This is a genomic window from Aeribacillus sp. FSL K6-2833 (assembly GCF_037965815.1).
Lineage (GTDB): Bacteria > Bacillota > Bacilli > Bacillales > Aeribacillaceae > Aeribacillus > Aeribacillus composti.
In genome coordinates this window covers 834794-855331 of the sequence record NZ_CP150189.1, presented here as the reverse complement: position 1 = coordinate 855331, position 20538 = coordinate 834794, and the positions used below count along the sequence as shown (strand labels likewise).

Annotated in this window: 15 protein-coding genes; 7 read left to right on the top strand and 8 right to left on the bottom strand. The window is 40.3% G+C overall.

The annotated features are described in order from the left end of the window. Position 1: 1 nt before the first annotated feature. The gene (locus NSQ94_RS04275) at positions 2-1489 is read left to right on the top strand and encodes an aldehyde dehydrogenase family protein (RefSeq protein WP_063387230.1); all 1488 of its coding nucleotides are present in this window, start codon (positions 2-4) and stop codon (positions 1487-1489) included. Here NSQ94_RS04275 and NSQ94_RS04270 read toward each other — a convergent pair. Beyond that, positions 1486-3318 (bottom strand): IS1182 family transposase, encoded by a 1833-nt coding sequence (locus tag NSQ94_RS04270; RefSeq protein ID WP_339230226.1) that lies wholly within the window; start codon positions 3316-3318, stop codon positions 1486-1488. The genes NSQ94_RS04275 and NSQ94_RS04270 overlap by 4 nt on opposite strands. Before the next feature lie 328 nt (positions 3319-3646). Between NSQ94_RS04270 and NSQ94_RS04265 the strand changes: the two genes are divergently transcribed. From NSQ94_RS04265 to NSQ94_RS04255, 3 genes are read left to right on the top strand one after another with little or no spacing between them, the layout of a single operon-like run. Further along, the gene (locus NSQ94_RS04265; RefSeq protein ID WP_130157102.1) at positions 3647-4795 is read left to right on the top strand and encodes an iron-containing alcohol dehydrogenase; all 1149 of its coding nucleotides are present in this window, start codon (positions 3647-3649) and stop codon (positions 4793-4795) included. A 2-nt stretch (positions 4796-4797) separates the two neighbouring features. Beyond that, positions 4798-6447 (top strand): ATP-binding protein, encoded by a 1650-nt coding sequence (locus NSQ94_RS04260; protein ID WP_339230223.1) that lies wholly within the window; start codon positions 4798-4800, stop codon positions 6445-6447. Between the two features lie 18 nt (positions 6448-6465). Continuing rightward, a complete protein-coding gene (locus NSQ94_RS04255) occupies positions 6466-7908 on the top strand; it encodes a sigma-54 dependent transcriptional regulator (protein ID WP_339230221.1) in 1443 nt (480 codons plus the stop codon). Positions 7909-8059: 151 nt separating this feature from the next. Here NSQ94_RS04255 and NSQ94_RS04250 read toward each other — a convergent pair whose 3' ends face one another. The 4 genes from NSQ94_RS04250 to NSQ94_RS04235 all read right to left on the bottom strand — a co-directional run bounded on the left by NSQ94_RS04250 (position 8060) and on the right by NSQ94_RS04235 (position 13413). Further along, positions 8060-9277, bottom strand: a complete 1218-nt coding sequence (locus tag NSQ94_RS04250) for a dihydrolipoamide acetyltransferase family protein (protein WP_094244576.1) — start codon at positions 9275-9277, stop codon at positions 8060-8062. 77 nt (positions 9278-9354) lie between these two features. Next, positions 9355-10389, bottom strand: coding sequence for an alpha-ketoacid dehydrogenase subunit beta (locus NSQ94_RS04245; protein ID WP_063387225.1), 1035 nt, complete (start codon positions 10387-10389; stop codon positions 9355-9357). A gap of 26 nt (positions 10390-10415) precedes the next feature. Further along, a complete protein-coding gene (locus NSQ94_RS04240) occupies positions 10416-11408 on the bottom strand; it encodes a thiamine pyrophosphate-dependent dehydrogenase E1 component subunit alpha (protein ID WP_063387224.1) in 993 nt (330 codons plus the stop codon). Positions 11409-11562: 154 nt separating this feature from the next. Then, complete coding sequence (locus tag NSQ94_RS04235; protein WP_066250963.1) at positions 11563-13413, bottom strand: sigma-54-dependent Fis family transcriptional regulator; 1851 nt, start codon at positions 13411-13413, stop codon at positions 11563-11565. Between the two features lie 530 nt (positions 13414-13943). Here NSQ94_RS04235 and efeO point away from each other — a divergent pair. The 3 genes from efeO to NSQ94_RS04220 are packed head-to-tail and all read left to right on the top strand — an operon-like array spanning position 13944 to position 17887. Further along, positions 13944-14795: an iron uptake system protein EfeO gene (gene efeO / locus NSQ94_RS04230; protein WP_063387222.1), complete on the top strand. Its 852-nt coding sequence runs from the start codon at positions 13944-13946 to the stop codon at positions 14793-14795. A gap of 3 nt (positions 14796-14798) precedes the next feature. Beyond that, the gene (gene efeB / locus NSQ94_RS04225; RefSeq protein ID WP_144597041.1) at positions 14799-16097 is read left to right on the top strand and encodes an iron uptake transporter deferrochelatase/peroxidase subunit; all 1299 of its coding nucleotides are present in this window, start codon (positions 14799-14801) and stop codon (positions 16095-16097) included. A 32-nt stretch (positions 16098-16129) separates the two neighbouring features. Next, on the top strand, positions 16130-17887 hold the full coding sequence (locus NSQ94_RS04220) for an FTR1 family protein (protein WP_144597039.1): 1758 nt from the start codon (positions 16130-16132) through the stop codon (positions 17885-17887). Between the two features lie 119 nt (positions 17888-18006). Here NSQ94_RS04220 and NSQ94_RS04215 read toward each other — a convergent pair whose 3' ends face one another. From NSQ94_RS04215 to NSQ94_RS04205, 3 genes are read right to left on the bottom strand one after another with little or no spacing between them, the layout of a single operon-like run. Further along, the gene (locus NSQ94_RS04215; RefSeq protein ID WP_063387219.1) at positions 18007-18855 is read right to left on the bottom strand and encodes a TIM barrel protein; all 849 of its coding nucleotides are present in this window, start codon (positions 18853-18855) and stop codon (positions 18007-18009) included. Between the two features lie 38 nt (positions 18856-18893). Next, positions 18894-19538 carry an SDR family oxidoreductase gene (locus tag NSQ94_RS04210; protein ID WP_063387218.1) on the bottom strand — a complete coding sequence of 215 codons (645 nt, stop codon included), beginning with the start codon at positions 19536-19538 and terminating at the stop codon, positions 18894-18896. A gap of 42 nt (positions 19539-19580) precedes the next feature. Beyond that, a complete protein-coding gene (locus NSQ94_RS04205) occupies positions 19581-20525 on the bottom strand; it encodes an LLM class oxidoreductase (RefSeq protein WP_063387217.1) in 945 nt (314 codons plus the stop codon). Positions 20526-20538: the final 13 nt, after the last annotated feature.

The following is a 20538-nucleotide window of genomic DNA, read 5'->3' as shown; positions in this document are numbered from 1 at the left end:
GATGAGCTCAATTGCAGCCCCTAAATTAAAAGAAAAAGTTGAAAAGTTTTTATCCGGCAAGAAAAAAATGTATATAAACGGCAGCTTTGTTGAAAGCGCTTCAGGAAAAACATTTGACACTCCTAACCCTGCAACGGGAGAAAGATTGGCAACAGTTTATGAAGGAGATGCTGAAGATATCGACCGCGCTGTGAAGGCAGCCAGAGAAGCGTTTGACCGAGGACCGTGGTCAAGAATGAGCGCAGCAGAAAGAAGCAGGCTCATGTATAAACTGGCGGATTTAATGGAGGAAAATAAAGAAGAACTGGCTCAGCTAGAAACATTGGATAATGGGAAACCGATTCGTGAAACAATCAATGCCGACGTACCGTTGGCAATTGAACACATGCGTTATTATGCTGGATGGTCTACGAAAATTGTCGGACAAACAATTCCAGTCAATGGACCGTATTTTAACTATACACGTCATGAACCAGTTGGCGTCGTAGGACAAATTATTCCTTGGAACTTTCCATTGCTCATGGCAATGTGGAAGCTTGGCGCCGCGCTTGCAACCGGTTGTACAGTTGTATTAAAGCCAGCTGAACAAACACCTCTTTCAGCTTTATATTTAGCTGAACTTATTGAAGAAGCCGGTTTTCCTGCTGGTGTTGTCAATATTGTTCCCGGATTTGGTGAAACAGCAGGTGATGCATTAGTCAAACATCCACAAGTTGATAAAATTGCCTTCACAGGTTCAACTGAAGTCGGAAAATTAATTATGGCAAACGCTTCGAAATCTCTTAAACGCGTTACGTTAGAACTAGGCGGTAAATCACCGAACATCATTTTGCCTGATGCTGATTTTTCAAAAGCAATTCCGGGTGCTTTAAATGGCGTCATGTTCAACCAAGGACAAGTTTGTTGTGCAGGCAGCCGCGTCTTCATTCAGAAGAAACAGTATGACAATGTTGTGGCCGATATGGTATCCCATGCAAAATCTATTAAACAAGGATTTGGACTAAAAGCAGATACAGAAATGGGACCGCTTGTTTCTTCCGAGCAGCAAAACCGAGTCCTTGGATATATTGAAAAAGGGCTGGAAGAAGGTGCTGAACTTTTAACAGGAGGACAAAAACCTTCCGAACAAGGGTATTTTGTAGAGCCGACTATTTTTGCCAACGTTGAAGATTCTATGACCATTTCAAAAGAAGAAATATTCGGACCGGTAATCGCCGCTTTGCCATATGAAGATATAGACGAGTTGATTGAACGTGCAAACGATACAAATTATGGATTAGCAGCAGGGGTTTGGACGCGCGATGTTACAAAAGCTCATTACATTGCTAACAAGCTCCGTGCTGGAACAGTTTGGGTAAACTGTTACAACGTCTTTGACGCTGCAAGTCCCTTCGGCGGATATAAAGAATCCGGCATAGGAAGAGAAATGGGATCCTATGCATTAGACAACTATACAGAAGTGAAAAGCGTTTGGATTGCCCAGAATTAAACAAAATAGGGGAATGCTCGATAAGCCCCTAAATAATTCAAGTAGGGGCTGTCCGATAAGTCCCTAAAATGAAGCAAGTGGAGAAAAACAATTCGTTTCTCTCCACTTGCTTTTATATTTTTTCGATTTTTATCTGAAAGTAGCTGGCGGATGCCGGCTACTTTCAGTATGTTGTGGGCTAATGCCACAATCCCAAACTCAACATGTACCTTGTCGAGGCCCCGCAAAGAAAATCTGCGGAACGACCGATTGCCCTTGATGTGACCGAACACACTTTCTGCCTCGACTTTGCGTCGAGCGTAGATTGCGGCTTTCTCTTCACATTCAAGGGCTGTTTTGGCCTTTGCTTTCATTTCTTCGAAGATGGGATTCCAGTGAACTTGACGATTTCCCTTCGCTTTTGTGCATTTCGCTTTCAATGGGCAATCGGTACAATCTTCACATTCGTATATTTTGAAGCTTTGTTCATAGCCAGATGGATTCTTTTTGTTTTGGTATTTTTTAAACGTTACTCTCCTTCCATTCGGGCAAATAAAACAATCCTCCTCTTCACAATAGGTCCAGTTTTTGGCATTTTTAATGTCTTTTTTGTATGTACGTGTTTGTTCTTTTACATAGCTCCCATAAGGAATTAGAAACTCAAAACGGGGCTCTTTCTCATCACCAACTGCATATACATAGTTTTCTTCACTACCATAGCCTGCATCCGCAATGACCGTTTTGGGCATCGGTAATGAACTGGAGGCTAGCTTCTCCATATGTGGGATAAAGCAACGTGTATCGGTCGGTCGTTGATGAATGGTATAAAACAAGATAAACTGATTCTCTGTCCCCATTTGCACGTTGTATCCGGGCTTGAGCTGACCGTTTTTCATATGGTCTTCTTTCATGCGCATGAAGGTTGCGTCTTTGTCTGTTTTCGAGTAGCTGTTACGGTCACCGAACATTTCCTTTTGTTCCTTGTATCTTGCCATTCGGGGCAGGAAATCTTCACGAATTTGTTTCACCGATTTCTTTAATTGACTGCGTTTTTTTCGCTTCTCTTTCCGAATGGATGTATCGGTCTCCTTTTCGATTTCTTCCGTTAGCGTTTCAACTTTTTCTTCTATTTCTTTTGCGATTTCCTCCAGGTTTTGTTCGGTGATCTCTGTATGTTGATCGCTTTCCTTTTGCCCTGTTCCGGCTTCTAATTGGGTTAATTCATGAATGTGCTTTAGTGTTTCTTGGATTTTTTCTTTTAATTTCTCTTCGAATTTCAAAGTGGATTTTTTCCACACAAAAGAATACTTATTGGCATCGGCTTCGATCTTAGTGCCATCCAAAAAGTAGTTTTCCATCGTGATGTAATGTTCTTTTATCAATTTGAGAATCATGACTTCAAAGAGCTCATCCATTAAAGCTTTCATCCGTTCCCCTCGGAACTCATTAATGGTGCGAAAATCTGGTTGTTGCATCGCTGAAAGCCACATGGCAGGAATATTTTCTTTAACGAGTTTTTCGATTCCTCGGCAGGAATAAACCTTTTGAGAATAAGCATACAGAATGATTTTCAGCATCATTTTGGGATGATAGGAACTTCTGCCGCCGCCTTTATAATGAGAAAACAATTGTTTATCTGGTATCGCCTCCACCATTTCGTCCACGACACGTGCCACGTGATGTTCGGGTATAAGAGATTCAATATCATAAATCATTTGAACTTGACGGTTGTCATATGGTTTGAAAGTAGGGGCTAAATTTCTTTTGGCAGGAGTTTTTTCTTCTTTTCCATCTAGAGGAAGTGTCATTTGTGTGTTATAATTTTCACGAGTAATCATTTGATTGCTCATAAAAAATCGTCCTTTCTGTAATGTTGTGTGGTAACTTCATTTTACTAGAAAGGACGATTTTTTTGTGCATTTTTTTTAAAAAGTGAAAAAATGAGGGGCTCCAAAAAGTCAGTTACCCTGACTTTTTGGACAGCCCCTACTTGATTTCGTATTTTTGTCTGAAAGTAGCTGGCGGATGCCGGCTACTTTCAGTATGTTGAGGTAAGCAATGAATTGTTGCTTGCCACTTACATATTTTGTTTACCTTTTACATATTAAAAGGATTTTTTTATTTTAATATGGAATTATGTATTTATGGAAAAACTGTCAATGTTAAAGGGGGGACATAATGAACATTCATAAATTTGTCATGCCGGAGATAATATTTGGAAACGGTTCTATTTCTGAAGTTGGTAACTGCTGTTTACGTTTGGGCGCATCCAATGTGCTCATCGTCAGTGATCGCGGTATTTCGGAGGTCGGTTGGCTGGATGTAGTCATTGATAGCTGCGTGAAAGCCGGTTTAAAATATGAGACATTCATTGATATTACGATTAATCCAAAGGATACAGAAGTGGATAAAGGTCGAAATATATATCTTAAATGTGGATGCGATTCGGTGATCGGGATTGGCGGAGGCAGCGCTATTGATGCAGCCAAAGCTATTGCTCTGTTAGCGACAAATGGCGGAGTCATTCATGATTATGAAGGCGTCGACAAAATTAAGCATCCCCTCCCGCCTCAAATCATGATCCCTACTACAGCCGGCTCGGGATCGGAGGTTTCACAATTTTCTATTATTTTAAATACAGAAAAACAGAAAAAGATGACCATTATTTCAAAATCGTTAATACCTGATATTGCTATTATTGACCCTGAAACACTCGTGACGAAAAGTTCCCATTTAACTGCTTCAACAGGAATCGACGTATTAACACATGGGATTGAATCGTATATTAGTTTGGCCGCAACACCACTAACTGATGTTCATGCCAAAAATTCCATATCGCTTGTCGCTAAATATTTACGGCCTTCTGTCGCCTCTAAATTAAATAAAGAGGCGAAAACCAATATGGCAATGGCAAGTTTACAAGCTGGAATTGCTTTTTCCAATGCCATTTTAGGAGCCGTTCATGCAATGTCTCATGCAGTTGGTGGCAGATATCCTATTTTGCATGGCGATGTGAATTCTATTTTATTGCCTCATGTCATGGAATTTAATTATTTAGCAAATCCTCAAAAATTTGCAGATATTGCGTATCTCCTTGGATTAAATGATTGCGACATATCCAAAATGGAAGCTGCCAAAAAGGCGATTGACCTTGTGAAAGAATTAATTCAAGATGTCGGAGCTCCGCAAAGGCTGTCTGAAATTCATGTGAAAAAAGAAGAAATTCCTCAAATGAGCCTAACTGCTTTAAATGATGCATGTATGATCACAAATCCAAGGGATGTCACTGTCGAAATCATTGAAGAACTTTTCAGAAAGGCTTGGTAGAAATGTTGCTAAAAGAGCGGGAAGAAATGATCAGCAAGCTGACTGGTGTTCAGTCTTCTAAAAAAAGCTACTATAATGAATTGAAAATCATGGTTGAAGAGCTCAAAAAGAAAAACATGCAGCTAGAGGTGATAAATGAGGTAAATAGAAGCTTCAATATCGATATGTCAATAGATGAAATGTTGAAAAATATATTTGAAAAGCTAAAAATTTTTTTTCCGCTTGAACGAATCAGTTTATCTTTATATGAACACGATAAGCTGACGTTAACAAATGTATATCCTCCCAATTCTTTATATTTTCCTATTGGATTTGTTTTTCCAAAAAAAGATTCTTTATATTGGCAGGCAATTGAGTCGTCAGAAAAAATTTTTTACCAAATGAATAATGATCTTCATTATTTCATTGAAAAAAAGGCGTATCAATCATTAGGTATTCAAAGCGCCTTAGTCATTCCCCTCATAAGCAAAGATGCTGCTATCGGTCTTTTAAGCATTGGAAGCAAAAAAATCAATCATTTCGATGAATCAGACCTTGCGTTTTTTCAGCAGCTATCCGATCAGATTGCCGTTTGCATCGAAAATGTCCGTCTTTATCATAAAGTCTTAACAGCCAAAAAAGAATGGGAAGAAACGTTTCGTGCGGTATCAGATATGATGTTTATTACCGATTTAGAAGGAAATATATTAAAATCGAATGATTCTGCAAAAGAATATTTTAAAACCGATCTTATCGGACAGAATATACACAAGTTATTAGAAATTGATAAAAAGGAAGCTACTCAGGAAAAATATCTCTCAGTCAAAGAAAATATTATTGATGAGTTTCATTTAAAAAATCACGTCTTTGAATTCCGCTCATTTCCGATCTTTAATAGGAGCCATGAGGTTTATTCATATATCATCTACATTATCGATATTACAGAAAAACGAAAGATGGAAGCTCAACTAATTCAGTCTGGAAAATTAGCGGCTATTGGAGAAATGGCAGCCGGAATCGCGCATGAACTGAACAGCCCTTTAACAGCTATCCTTGGCAATTCTCAGCTTTTATTAAGATCATTCAAACAGGACGACCGCTCCTACAAACTTTTATCAGACATATATTTATGTGGAAAAAGGTGTAAATCCATTATCCAAAATTTACTTACTTTTTCGCGTCAAGATGAATATGTGTTCGAAGAATGCTCTATCAATGAAGCGGTGGAACAAGTATTAGGAATTTTTAGCGACCAGTTTAAGCAACAAAATATCATCATTCAAAAAGAACTGGCTGAGCATATAGATCATGTGAAAGGAAATATTCAACAAATCGGACAGATCATTTTAAACTTATTAATTAATGCAAAGGATGCCTTGGAAGAAAAAAATATACCGAAGAAGATCATCAAGATTGAAACAAAAGAAATAATTGAAGACAACAAAAAATGGATCACAGTGTCCATAACAGATAATGGAATCGGAATTCAAAACCAGCATTTGCAGGAAATATTTAATCCTTTTTTTACCACGAAAAGTCCAGGAAAAGGCACTGGACTAGGATTGTCCGTTAGTTTAGGGATCGCTGAAACACACGGCGGTACAATTGTCGTGAACAGTAAATACGGAGAAGGCAGTGAATTTATTTTAAAGCTCCCAGTTAGACACGAATAGAAAGGGAGATGATTTGCAATGAAAAAGGTACTAGTAATAGACGACGAACGTGAAGTAGGGAACTTTTTTCGACATCTTTTAGAAGAAAAAGGATATGATGTAAAAGTAGGTTTGAATGCTGAAGATTTTTCCAACTTAATTTCGCTCCATTCCTTTGATTTAGCACTAATTGATGTAAAGCTGCCTGGTACAGATGGTCTTCATTTGCTTAAGCAATTAAAAGCAGCTCATCCTTCCTGTAAAGCTATCATCATGACAGGATACAGCACAGTGAAAACGGCTGTAGAGGCCATTAAGAATGGTGCAAATGATTATATTGAAAAACCGTTCGATGATATAAGCCAATTAGAGAAAACATTAGAAGATTTATTAAATAGCGAGAAATTTTCTTCACCAGCAAACACCGACAAACTGGCCGATACGATTGGATTTATTATCGGCAACAATAAAAAGATGAATGAATTAGTCAAGCTGGCTGAAAAAATTGCTAAGAAAAACATAAATGTATTAATTGAAGGAGAAACAGGAACAGGCAAAGAGGTGCTTGCCCATTTTATTCACAACATGAGCTTAAGATACGATCAACCATTTGTCCGAATAAATTGCGGAGCTGTTTCCGAAACGTTATTGGAGAGTGAATTATTCGGGCATGAAAAAGGTGCTTTTACTGGAGCCATTAAACAGAAAAAAGGAATATTTGAAATAGCCAATAACGGTACACTGTTTTTAGATGAAATTGGTGAAGCAAGCCAGGCCATTCAAGTACAGCTGCTAAGAGTACTAGAGACGGGGGAATATTTCAGAGTAGGCGGTGAATCGATCCGTAAAACGAATACACGGATCATTGCGGCCACGAATAAAAATTTGGCCGAGGCTGTCCAAGAAAAAACGTTTCGAGAAGATTTATTGTATCGTTTAGATGTAGTGAAATTAAGAATTCCCCCACTGCGAAACAGAATAGAAGATCTCCCGCTGTTTTTGGATTATTTTCTAAAAAAGATAAACGCTTCACATCTTACATTCTCAGATGAAAGCATTGAACTAATGAAAAACTATAACTGGCCGGGAAATGTCAGAGAGCTATTTAACATTGTCAAAAGAGCCGCAACATTGGCAGATGGAGAGATAGACATAATTACGCCAAAATATTTACCCGACAAATTAAAAACCAGCTTCAGCTTCCAACTAACAAAATTTCCAAAAGCTAGCACAGTTCATGATGATTTAGAAGCTTATTTATCGAATTGGACGAAACATATTTTATCGTTATGGAAGCAGCAAGATGACATCGACCTTGAACAAGTATTGGATTCCATTAAAGAATTAGAAAAACAAATTGGCCGATCATTTGTCCTCAAATCACTTAAAAAACATACAGGAGATCGAAAAAAAACAGCAGAAGCACTAAACATTACAACTCGGCAGCTACGATATTTGCTTAATGAAAAAGGGAAAATTTAAATTAAGCACTTCTTAAATAAATAAAAATTATTGTGAATGAGAATTAAATGCTGCCCGTAAGCTAAAACAAGCGGATCATGAAAGATCCGCTTGTTTTATTAACACATTACTTTTATAGTGAAAAAATCAAGCAAGCTTGAAAGCAGAAAACTCACAGCCATAAAAGCTGATACGGTTTTTCTAAATATTTTTTCACCAGCCCGAGAAATTGGCTTGCCGGAGCTCCATCAATTACTTGATGGTCAAACGTTAAGCTGAGCGGCAAAATTTTTCTCTTTTGAATGGTATCTCCTGAAAACACTGCCGTATCCGCAGCTGTTCCTACTCCGAGAATGCCCACTTCCGGAGGATTCAAAATCGGGGTGAAAAATTCAACGCCGTAAGCCCCTAAACTGGTGATCGTAAAGGTCGAGCCGCTCATTTCTTCGCTGCTTAAATTTCCTTCTCTTGCCTTCTTACTTAGTTCCTTGATATTTTTCGAAATTTCGTTTAAGGAAAGCTTGTCGGCATGGCGCAAAACCGGCACAACGAGCCCGTTCTCCAATGCAACTGCAATGCCTAAATGCACTGAATCATACGTTTGAATCTGCCCATTTTCATACAAACTGTTCATTTGCTTTTGATTTCGCAGCGACAGAATGACCGCCTTAGCTACAAAGTCAGTAATAGTCAATTTTAAATTCTGCTCATCCTGCAGTTCGCTTTTAATCTTTTCTTGCAGCTCAAATAAAGAGGTCACATCGGCTTTCATATGAATCGTCAGCTGTGCTGTCTGATGCAGACTTGTAAACATCCTTGATGCAATCACTTTACGCATGCCAGTGACAGTTTTTACTGCAATATCTTCTTGCTCTTCCGCCGGCTTATTTGTCGGGATTACTACTTCTTGTTCAGGTTCTAAATGGGGGGATGCTTTTTTCGATTGAATCGCTTTTTCAACGTCCGCTCTTGTAATTCTTCCTTTTGGCCCTGAACCCGAAATACTGCTCAAATCAATCCCGGCTTCACGTGCTAGTTTTCGGGCGGCAGGTGAAACGCGAATTGTTGTTTGAGAAGATAAGCTTTCTTCTTTCAAAATGGTTGTCGCCACTTCTTGGGCAGCATCGTTCGTTATGTTGTTGATTACCTCCCCTTCTTGACCGATATAGCCAATGGCTTTTCCTACTTCCACTGTTTCATCCTGCTCGGCAGCAATCTCTAATAACACGCCATCTTGCGGTGCTTCGATATCCTTTTCAATCTTATCAGAGCTGATCACCACAACTGGTTCTCCTTTTTTTACTGGATCGCCCTTTTTCTTTAACCACTCTACTACCGTTCCTTCTTCCATGCTCATTCCCAGCTTTGGCATGATAATTTCAACTGTCATGTTTCATCTCTCCTTTGATGAATACTAGAAATGCTATGCGTGTTGATGTCTCCATTCATCAACACGCACAGCTTTTTTTATGCGGTCACGATCGCTTCGTCTCCAATTATTTCAGCCGCTGCCTTAAGCACTTTTTCCGGTGTCGGCAAGTAAAGATCCTCCAGCGCAGGCGAAAAAGGAACCGGACAATGCGGAGCCGTAATCAGCTTAATTGGTCCATCCAGATAATCAAATCCTTTATCTGCTACAAGAGCGGAAATGTCAGCAGCTGCACTGCAGCGAGGATTTGCCTCATCAATGACAATTAACCGGCCTGTCTTCGATACAGAAGATAAAATCGTTTCTTCATCAAGCGGGGACAGTGTTCTCGGATCAATTACCTCCGTTTCGACTCCTCTCGTTTTTAATATGTCGGCAGCCTTCAAGGCCGTGTGCACTTGCTTCCCTATCGCTACGATGGTCAAATCGCTGCCTTCCCGTTTGATATCCGCTTTTCCAAACGGGATCGTATAAAATCCTTCCTCTACTTCTCCTTTTAGGTTATAAAGTGTTTTATCTTCAAAAAAGATAACGGGATCATCGTCAAAGATGGAGGTAAGCAACAGTCCCTTCGCATCCGCCGGTGTAGAAGGAACAACGACTTTTAAACCGGGTATATGGGTAAAAAGGGCATACAGGCTTTGGGAATGCTGCGCCGCCGCTCGAAAGCCGGCACCGTGCATTGTTCGTATCGTTACAGGCACCTTCGCCTTGCCTCCGAACATATAACGAAGTTTTGCCGCTTGGTTCATAACTTCATCTAAGCAGCTGCCGATAAAATCGTTAAACATTAATTCGGCAATCGGTCTTAGTCCTGTTGCTGCGGCGGTAACTGCTGCACCAATATAGCCGGCCTCCGCAATAGGCGTATCCAACACTCTTTCTCTTCCAAACTCTTGAACAAGACCTTTCGTAACCCCCATTACTCCTCCCCAAGCTTCATCGTCCTGCAAATGATCCACATTCGCTCCTCCTGCAACGTCTTCTCCAAGTAAAATAACATTTTGATCTTTGCGCATTGCCAGCTTCATAGCTTCATTGACCGCACCAGAAAAAGAAATTTTTCTTGCCATTTTTCGTTCCTCCTAACTCCTTTGATTTAATAAGATACATAAACGTCCTTTAAAAGATCCTCAGCAGACGGAAACGGGCTTTTTTCAGCAAAATGTACCGCCTCCTCAACCGCTTTTGTTACCTGTTGTTCGATATTTAATAATTCTTGTTCGGATATTAATTGATTGGAAAGAATGTAATGGCGGAATTTTGCAATTGCATCATTCTCCTGTAAATGCTTTTGTTTTTCTTCCGCAGATTTGTAAGTCTGGGCGTCACCTTCAAAATGTCCGTAATTCCGATATGTCTTACATTCAATTAATGTCGGGCCCTCTCCATTTCGAGCTCGTGCAACTGCTCTTTCTGCCGCCTCATATACAGCTACCACATCTTTGCCGTCGACCACTTCTCCCGGGATATTATAGGCTTGAGCCCGATCCGCAATGTTTTTACAGCTGGATGCATATTCAAATGGGGTCGCTTCTGCATATCCGTTGTTTTCCGCCACAAAAACAACAGGCAATTTCCATATAGCTGCAAGATTAATACCTTCATGAAATGTTCCATGATTGTTCGCGCCGTCTCCGAAAAAACAAACTGCAACCGCTCCCGACTTCTTCAATTTTGCTGTCAGGCCTGCCCCAACAGCTAGCGGGAACCCCCCGCCGACAATTCCGTTGGCCCCAAGCATTCCTTTTTCAACATCGGCAATATGCATCGATCCTCCTTTTCCGTTGCACAATCCTGTTGCCTTTCCGTAAATTTCAGACATCATTCCGTTCAAATCACAGCCTTTGGCAATGCAATGTCCATGTCCGCGATGCGTACTTGTGATATAATCTTTGTCATCTAAATGCGCGCAAATTCCTACAGCGACCGCTTCCTCGCCAGCATATAAATGGACAAAGCCAGGCAGCACTCCTTTGCTGAAAATTTCATGAACCTTGTCCTCAAACTGGCGAATTTCATGCATTTTCTGAAATATCCATTTTGCTTTTTCTTGTGTAATGGGAGTAGATGTTGATTTGGCAATCGTCATAAAGATAACCTCCTATTTGATTGGCTTCACTTTTTTCATTTGCAACTATCATGCCAATAAAAAAATGCTTACAAATCAACATTCTTTGTAAGCGCTTTATAAAAAATATTTTTTTCATCTCATTTTGTCCTAATTTTTATCGTTTTGTCGCAAATTAGCTCAATTTATATTTTTTTAATTTGCGATACAGTGTACTTCGAGAGATATTTAACGCAGCAGCCGCCTCACCAATATTTCCATTTGTTTTCTTCAACATATTTAGAATGCGTTCTCTTTCTAGCTGATCCCGATACGACAAATTACCTTTATGGAATGTTTCGGAATTTTCCTGTTCTTGCTCCCAAGCAATCAGCATGGATTTCAAGTGGGAAATGGATGGAATACGGTCTCCATATTCCACTCGTATACGCTCGAGCACGTTAAACAGCTCCCTTATATTTCCGGGCCAGTGATAAGCTGAAAACAACTGTATGACATCATCTGGAAAAGAAATGAGCCAATCATTTTTTTGACAATAATACTCAATAAAGAATGGGATATCTTCTTTACGCTCTCTTAATGGCGGAACGTTAAGCGTGCATACATAAATGCGGTAAAATAAATCTTCACGCAGCTTTCCTTCCTTTACTAATTTGTATAAATTGCGATGTGTTGCAGTTATGACTCTTATATCAACAGGAACGGGCTTTTCCCCGCCAATCGGTACAACTTCTTTTTCCTGAAGCACTCTTAAAAGCGCTACTTGCATTTCCGACGGTATTTCACCGATTTCATCAAGAAAAATGGTTCCGCCGTCAGCCTGAACAAATTTCCCTTTATGCCCCGTCCGTTTGGCTCCTGTAAATGCCCCGTCAACGTAACCAAATAACTCGCTGCCGATCAATTCCTTTGGAATAGCTCCGCAATTTACTGCAACAAACGGCTTATTTTTTCTCACACTATTTTGATGAATCGAACGAGCAATGAGTTCTTTTCCTGTTCCTGTTTCTCCCATGATACAAACAGTCGACTCCGTTTTTGCAACTTTTTCACAGATCTTTAAAAGATTTTGAAATGATAAGCTTTTTCCAACTACTCCTTCAAAGTGATAAATTGTTGTAGGAAATGGAAAAGCTTCATGATAATTCGTCTTCTGCAGGGTAACTTCATAGCCAATCAAATCATGGTAAATGGAAGAAAAAATAGGAGTCTTCGTTTTGATTCGCCAATTTTTATCACAAATTTCTTCAAGCGGTTGATCCATCATGCTCGCGAAGAAAGAACGTAAACAATGGTTGATCCATACAATCTTCCCTTGATCATCACATATCATTGAAGGGAAATGAGGATTTTTCACTTTCGATGAATATTTAAGCAACTCCAACATATCGTCCTTTTTTCTCATGTGAAATTGTTGTTCAATCGTATACGCTGCAGCGACAACAGTGGCTAAGGCATGGTTGGAAAATTGAGAGCAGTCGATGGGGTAAGATAAGTCGATAATTCCGACAAGTTCTTTTTTTTCGTCATAGATCGGCGTGGCTGAACATACCCACTGCTGAGAAGCAAGAGAGTAATGCTCTAACCCAGTAACCGTAATAGGTTCACGAATCCTCAATGTTGTTCCAATTGCGTTCGTCCCCACCTCATCTTCAGTCCACTTCACCCCCTCAATAAAATTGATTGTTTCTGCCTTGTTCATGGCCTGTTTATGGCCGTTCATATACAAAACGTATCCGTTACTATCAGCGAGAAGAAGAATTGATTTCGTTTCTTGAAACACTTTTTCCAAATGTTCTAATATCGGAGCAGCAATTTGAAGCAATCTTTGATTCTTTTTCCTTCTTTCCGTCAACAGCTGCGAATCGAGCACAATCCTTCCTTTTCCATCGTAAGGATCGACATTTTGTCGGCGGCAAATATACCATGACTCTTCAATTCTTTTATTCATCCTCCCATGATCCAATACTCCCTCCCGAACAAAACGGCGCCAAATTTCGTGTTTCAAAGGATCAACGATACTCATTTTTCTCCTCCTTCCCACATTTTCCACCAATATGAACATTCGACTTTTTATGCAAAATTCCTTTTGAAATACGCTAATCGTTGAATTAAAGCTTTTACTGCTGAACAGTTTTTTATTTTAGATAGCGACTTGTCTGGAAAAGTTTTTTAGATAAACGCTTCATAGGTCATCGTGAAAATGAAAACGATCCAAGCGACAGCCATGGAACTTTTCATTGTCAAAATCAGATTATTATGATGCGGTGAAAACAATGAAACGTTGTGTTGACCAAACATTGATTAAATGGTTTTTCGTCATAATCAAATATATGAAACTGAAAGACTGAAATTCTGGAAGTATCTTAACATTTGCATTTCGAGGATGTTAGTCATTCAATAATGCAGTAAAACGTATAGGCTTATCTAGCGAGCAATATTGACATACAATTTTCACCTTTAAGTTCTAGTAACAGGAAGAAAACTATTGAAGTTGATTTTCATTCCCAATATAATTGAGAATGAAAATCATTAATTTGAGGGGTTGTTGATCGCATGAAACGCTATAAATTGCCTGTCATATTATTTTTATCAAGCAGTTTGTTGTTTAGCTGTTCCCAATCAAATGAAAGTTCAACAACGGAACCGGCAAAAAAAGAGACAGCGAAAGAAAGCTCCCAAGTTGATTTAAATCAAATATCTACAGATTATCGCACGTTTGCGATCGCTGAAATAGATGAATTTGTTAAAAAGACAGAAGAGTTTGCCAATGCAGTGATCGCTGGGGATGTGGAAAAAGCAAAAGAACTTTATGCGCCGGCTCGCATGCACTATGAGCGTTCTGAACCAATTGCTGAAGCGTTTGCAGAACTCGATCCGAAAATTGACGCTCGTGAAGGTGATGTCCCTGATGCAGAGTGGGGAGGTTATCACCGGATTGAAAAGGGACTCTGGGTTGAAAATACGACGAAAGGCTATGAAAAATATGCTGAGCAGCTTATAAAAGATGTGAAGCTTTTGCGCGCAAAAGTTGAAACTGTTGATGTGACACCCGATCTTTTGATCACCGGCGCAGTCGACCTTTTAAATGAAGTTTCAACATCAAAAGTTACAGGTGAAGAGGATCGTTATTCCCATACAGATTTATACGATTTTGTTGCCAATGTTGAGGGTGCTGAAAAGATTTATGAATTAATGAGCCCTGCCCTTAAGGAAAAGGATGAGGCGCTCGCTAAGGAAATCGAACAGCGGTTTCAAGCAGTTTATGCACTTCTTGACAAATATAAAAAAGGCGACGGGTATATTTCATATACTGAACTAACCAAGGATCAAGTAAAAGAATTGAGCCAATCGATCAATGAACTGGCAGAGCCTCTTTCTAAACTAGGGGTTGTACTGGAGGGATAACCAATGTCTGAACCTGATAAAAAAGAAACGACATCTGTCTTTAACAAGAACGTATCAAGACGAGATGTGTTGAAGGCTGCGGGCATCGGAGGAGTCGGCGTGCTAATCGGTGCATCCGGCATTGGTGGAGCGCTAGCATTGGCTGACGTGTTGCCGACCTCTCAAAAAAAAGAAAATACAAATGCGGTTGTTCCGTTTTACGGAAAACATCAGGCAGGCATTGCAACTGAAGTGCAAAACCACATTTATTTTGCTGCTTTTGACGTGACGGCTGAAGACAGAAACGAGCTTATTCAGCTTTTTAAAGAATGGACGAAGGCTGCCGCAGCTATGACAGAAGGCAAATCGGTTGGAGATCCAGCTAATAATAAATACCTTCCTCCAGATGATACGGGGGAAGCTGCAGGACTTAATGCGTCAAATTTAACCATTACTTTCGGCGTCGGCCCGACGCTTTTTACAAAAAACAACAAGGATAGATTTGGTTTGCAAAAAAAGCAGCCGGATGAACTAAAAGAACTGCCGAAGTTTCCGCTTGATTCATTGGAAGAGCAGTGGACAGGCGGAGATCTTTGTATTCAAGCATGCTCGGATGATTTGCAGGTTGCCTTCCATGCGGTTAGAAATTTAGCGAGAATTGCCCGCGGCAAAGCGGTTCTTCGTTGGGCACAGGCCGGCTTCCAGCGTACAAAGCAAGCGAGTCCGAAAAAGGAAACGCCGCGAAATTTATTTGGCTTTAAGGATGGAACAGTGAATCCAAATGTGAAAAATTCTGCTGAAATGAATCAATACGTTTGGGTGCAGCCCGGTGACGGACCTGATTGGCTCGTGAACGGAACGTATTTAGTAGTAAGGCGGATTCAAATGTTTATCGAAGTTTGGGATCGGACTACTTTAAAGGAACAAGAAAATACGTTTGGCAGATACCGGGATTCAGGTGCATATCTTGGGCAAAAAAATGAGTTCGATCCGCCGGATTTTGAAAAGAAGGATGAAAACGGAGAATACTACATTCCAATGACCGCCCATGTTCGAGTCGCTCACGGTGACGGAAAACAGAAAATTTTGCGCCGTTCTTATTCATATGCGGATGGAATAGATGCAAAAACTGGAACATTTGATGCCGGATTATTGTTTATCAGCTTTCAGCGCAGCATAAGCAAGCAATTTATCCCAATTCAAAAGCGGCTTTCGCAAATGGATGAATTAAACGAATATATCGTCCATCGAGGAAGTGCCGTATTTGCCTGTCTTCCTGGAGTAAAAAAAGGCGGATATATTGGAGAAACGTTATTTTCATAATCCCTTTCTCTCTTTCATAGGAGTTGAAGCTGATGTATAAAAAATTAGGGCTTATTGCCTTCGCAATTCTTTTCACAATGGGTATTTTCTCAAATAAAGCCGTAGCCGCAGAGAACCTTGATGATTTATATGTTTTGATAGGCGATGCCATCATGAAAACAAAGGAAGCGAACTGGGATGTCGTACAGGACAATTTGGAACAATTCTCACAGCAATGGAACGAAGTAAAAGCTGTTGATAGCAAAAAAACAGCTGAAGTCGATAAACAGTTAAAAAATGCGAAAAACGCCCTGGCTCAATCTGAAAAAGATGCAACGAAAATAAGTGAAAATTTGTCCGCTTTATCAAAAGCGCTTACTTCGTACGAAGAAGAACAAAATCCGACAGATCCGCAAAAAGAAAAAGAAAAGCTAAAACAGATGTATCAATTTATTGATGAAATCGAAAAAATGATTCAAAACAATAATTTTGATCAGGCGGCCATGAAATATCAGCAATTACTTTCCACTTGGACGGCAAACGAGAACATTGTTCGTACCGAAAGCGTTGTTTCGTATGGCGAAATTGAAACACAGCTTGCTTTGTTAAGAATTTCACTGACGCAAACTCCGCCTGATCGAGAGAAGGCTTTAAAGAGCCTCAAGGATCTGACAGCTTCTGTTGAAAATTTTTTAAGCGGGAAAAATGCGGGAAAATCCGCTGGAAATGAATACACATTAAGTGATGTAACAGATTTATTGGAAAAAAGCGTACAGTCGCTAAAAGATCATAACCCATCCGAGGCATCAGAACATTTAAACAAAATATTGCTTATATGGCCGGTAGTTGAAGGGGAGGTTCGGACAAAAGACTACTCCCTATACAATCGCATGGAAACTGAAATTCCCTCCGCAATCAGTTTATTGCAGTCTGACAATAAAAACGTAGAAAAAGCTCAAACGATGATTAGTGAATTATATGATTCCCTTCAGCTCATCGCAGCCAAAACAAGCTATACGTATATAGATGCTATGCTTATTTTACTGCGTGAGGGATTTGAAGCTCTTTTAATCATCGCCGGTTTGCTTTCATTTTTGAAGAAAACGAATCATGCCGACAAACAAGGTTGGATTTGGATCGGCGTTTTGTGCGGCATCATTTCTAGTGCTATTCTAGCTGTTGTCATGAACATGTTTTTCTCCAAAATAACTGTTGCCGGAAGCCGCGAATCGATCGAAGGAATCGTCGGCATCACTGCTGTTGTAATGATGATGACGGTTGGCGCTTGGCTTCACAAAAAGTCAAATATCGCCCACTGGAATCAATATATTAAAGAGCATCTCGGACACGCATTGGCAAAAGGAAGCTTGTTCTCCATGGCCTTGCTAAGTTTTCTCTCAATTTTTCGCGAAGGTGCCGAAACGATTATTTTCTATGCCGGAATGGCTCCGTCGATGGAAATCAGCCAGTTAATTTTAGGAATCGCTATCGCCATGGCGATCTTAGTGATCCTCGGGTTTATTATCATCCGCTTTAGTTCAGCGATTCCCGTCCGGCCGTTCTTTATGGGCGCAACGCTGCTAATTTATGTATTATCATTCAAAATGCTCGGAATCAGTATTCATGCCATGCAGATAGCAAACACGCTGCCAACACATTCATTGCCGAATGTTCCTTATATTGAACCAATCGGTTTCTATCCGACGATTGAAACAGTAGTGCCACAGCTGCTTCTTATTCTTATCATCATCGGCGTAACGATGTATGTGAAAAAAACGGCTGTAAATGAAAAGGCAGTTGTTGAAAAATAAAGGATCTTAAAAGCTTCAATAAAAAAATGTACTTCGGTGAATACCGCAGTACATTGGCTGAATGCACGAGGTGCTAGTTGAGCTTTATTATTGTACGACTAGCACCTCAATATTTTTCATTATGGAGTTAATTTTAAATCCGCCCAGTGCGGGTGTGCCTCAACTCTACGCTCCATATCACGGAACGCATTGAGTGAACGTCTCAGCTTACTATAAGCGTCGCCGCCTTCACTCCAACCTAAGTAGCCGATCATTCCGTTATAACCGATCTTTTTTAACTGTCCAAGCAACGCAAAATTATCTAACTCCCCAACATCCAAAGGCTCGATTGTTGCCACTCCGCCAAAACCGTGCGGATTGCGGCTGCTGCCGGACATGTTTACTTGTTTTAAGTAAGGAGCTACCGCTTGAATCGTTCCTTTTAGATTTGTTCCATCTGCCGCATACCAATGGTAGCCGCAAAAGACAATTCCAAGATTAGGATGATTCAGGCGTTTGCATAGTCTCACTGCATCTTCATGGCGTTCAATCCAGAAGGATAGATGCGTGTAAAGCAAAATGTTAATATTTCTTCGTTCGGCAATCTTCAATGCTTTTTCCAGCCATTTTACTGCGATGTCGTCCCCTTTTGGATCTGAAGGGCGGATATGCTCTCCGACAGATTGAATCGCCAGCTCAACCGTGCTGCACCCTTCCATAATCTCCAGCATCTTTAAAATGCCTGCATTTCTTGGATGGTCCTCGCCTAGTGAAAGATCTAACACAACGTACACGCCTGCAACGTCCAGCCCATATTTCTCCTTAACGTTTTTGAGCTTTTCTACATCTCTCCATCGCTCTCCGTGCCAGACGGATAAATGGGTTGCGTCATAGCCAATTTCCTTTAACATTTCACATCGAGCTTCAAAACTATAAATACCCATTGAATTATAGAAAGCAAAATCCATTGCGTAAAAAGGGTAAGCCATTTTCTAATTTCTCCCTTCCTTTTCCGTTGAACGGTACATTACAGTGATTTCAACGCTTCGCTAATTTCTTTATCTCCTGACATTAAATCGAATGCTTTTCTATACGTATTTGGTTCATCAAGAGCTTGAACAATCGTTCTTGCTACATCCTCCCGGGGAATGTAACCGACAGGTAAGTTTTCAGCTGCGGTAACCAGTCCTGTACCTTTTTCATTCTTTAGATAACCAGGACGAATAATCGTATAATTTAGGCCGCTATTCATCAACACACGGTCGGCATAATGTTTGGCGACATAATATGGCTTAAGGTTTTCCGGCCAGTTCTGACGATTATGGGCTTGGAATGAGCTCACGATAACAAAACGTTCAATTCCGATTTTTTCAGCAGCCTCCATGGCTTTTACAGCGCCGTCTAAATCTATCAGCAATGTTTTATCAGCCCCTGTGTGTCCCCCTGAACCAGCTGAAAATACGATCGCATCGCAGCCTTTGGCCGCTTCGGCAATTTCATCGACAGTGCCTTCCAAATCAGCGAGCACCGCTTCAATTCCTTTTTTCTGAAAATCCTCCAATTGCTCTTGCTTTCGAACCATTGCACGAACAGAATGCTGTTCATGCGCATGAAGCATATTTACTACTTGTTGTCCTACTTGCCCGTTGGCTCCAATGACCAAAACTTTCATCATATCCATCCTTTCTCATATGATGGTTTTTAAATTTTCTTATCATGTTAAAGCAGGGAAATGCGGAAGCACATACTCGCCTAATTCTTCAATCACTTCTTCGACTGGACGCTGTCCATATTTTAAGTTGATGATGACATGGTTCACACCTGCATCCTGTAAAGCTCCAAGAAATTCGATTACGAAATTTCGTCCCGTACGGAATCCAAGATGTATCGGAATTGGTACATGATTTGGATCTTCCGTTAAGTCAATGTAAAGAGATTGGGAAAATGGCTTAAATTCTTCTGTTAGCGAACGCCAATTATCGATTAATGCTTTTTGAAACTTAATTCCACGCGGATAGTATATCCATCCATCACTATGTTCAGCAATCCATTCAGGAGATTGTCCACTGTGACCTGTTACCATTAATGGTATATCTGACAATTTTGGTTTTGGCAGCATATCTCCACTTGTCATATGCACTCGTGTCGTGTTAATCGTCGGAAAATGGTCACGCCAAACCTTTCTTATAGCAGCTACTGATTCTCGGAATAATTCGCTCCGTTCTTCTGGATTCACAGAAAATGCTGGAAACTCGATTGGACGGTCACCAGTTGCGACGCCGAGAATGAGTCTTTCACCAGATAATCTGTCTACAGAAGCTGCCGCTTTTGCCACATGAAGTGGGTGACGCAGCGTTAAAATAATGCTTCCAGTTGCTAAAGCAATCTTATCGGTGTGAGCCGCAACATACCCTAAATACGTAAACGGATCATACATTTGTCCAACATCTCCGAAATTTGGATCGCGCAGCGGCACATCTCTCACAAACAATGAAGCGAAATTCAGCTCTTCTGCTCGTTTTGCCAGCTTCATTTGCTTTTCGATATTCATCTCAGGGACGTCTCCCATATACGATTCAATCGGAAAGAACAGCCCTAAAGTCAGTTTGTTCTCTTGATACATGCGTGAATACCCTTTATGATTTTTAAATTTTTCCATTGTTTTTACCACT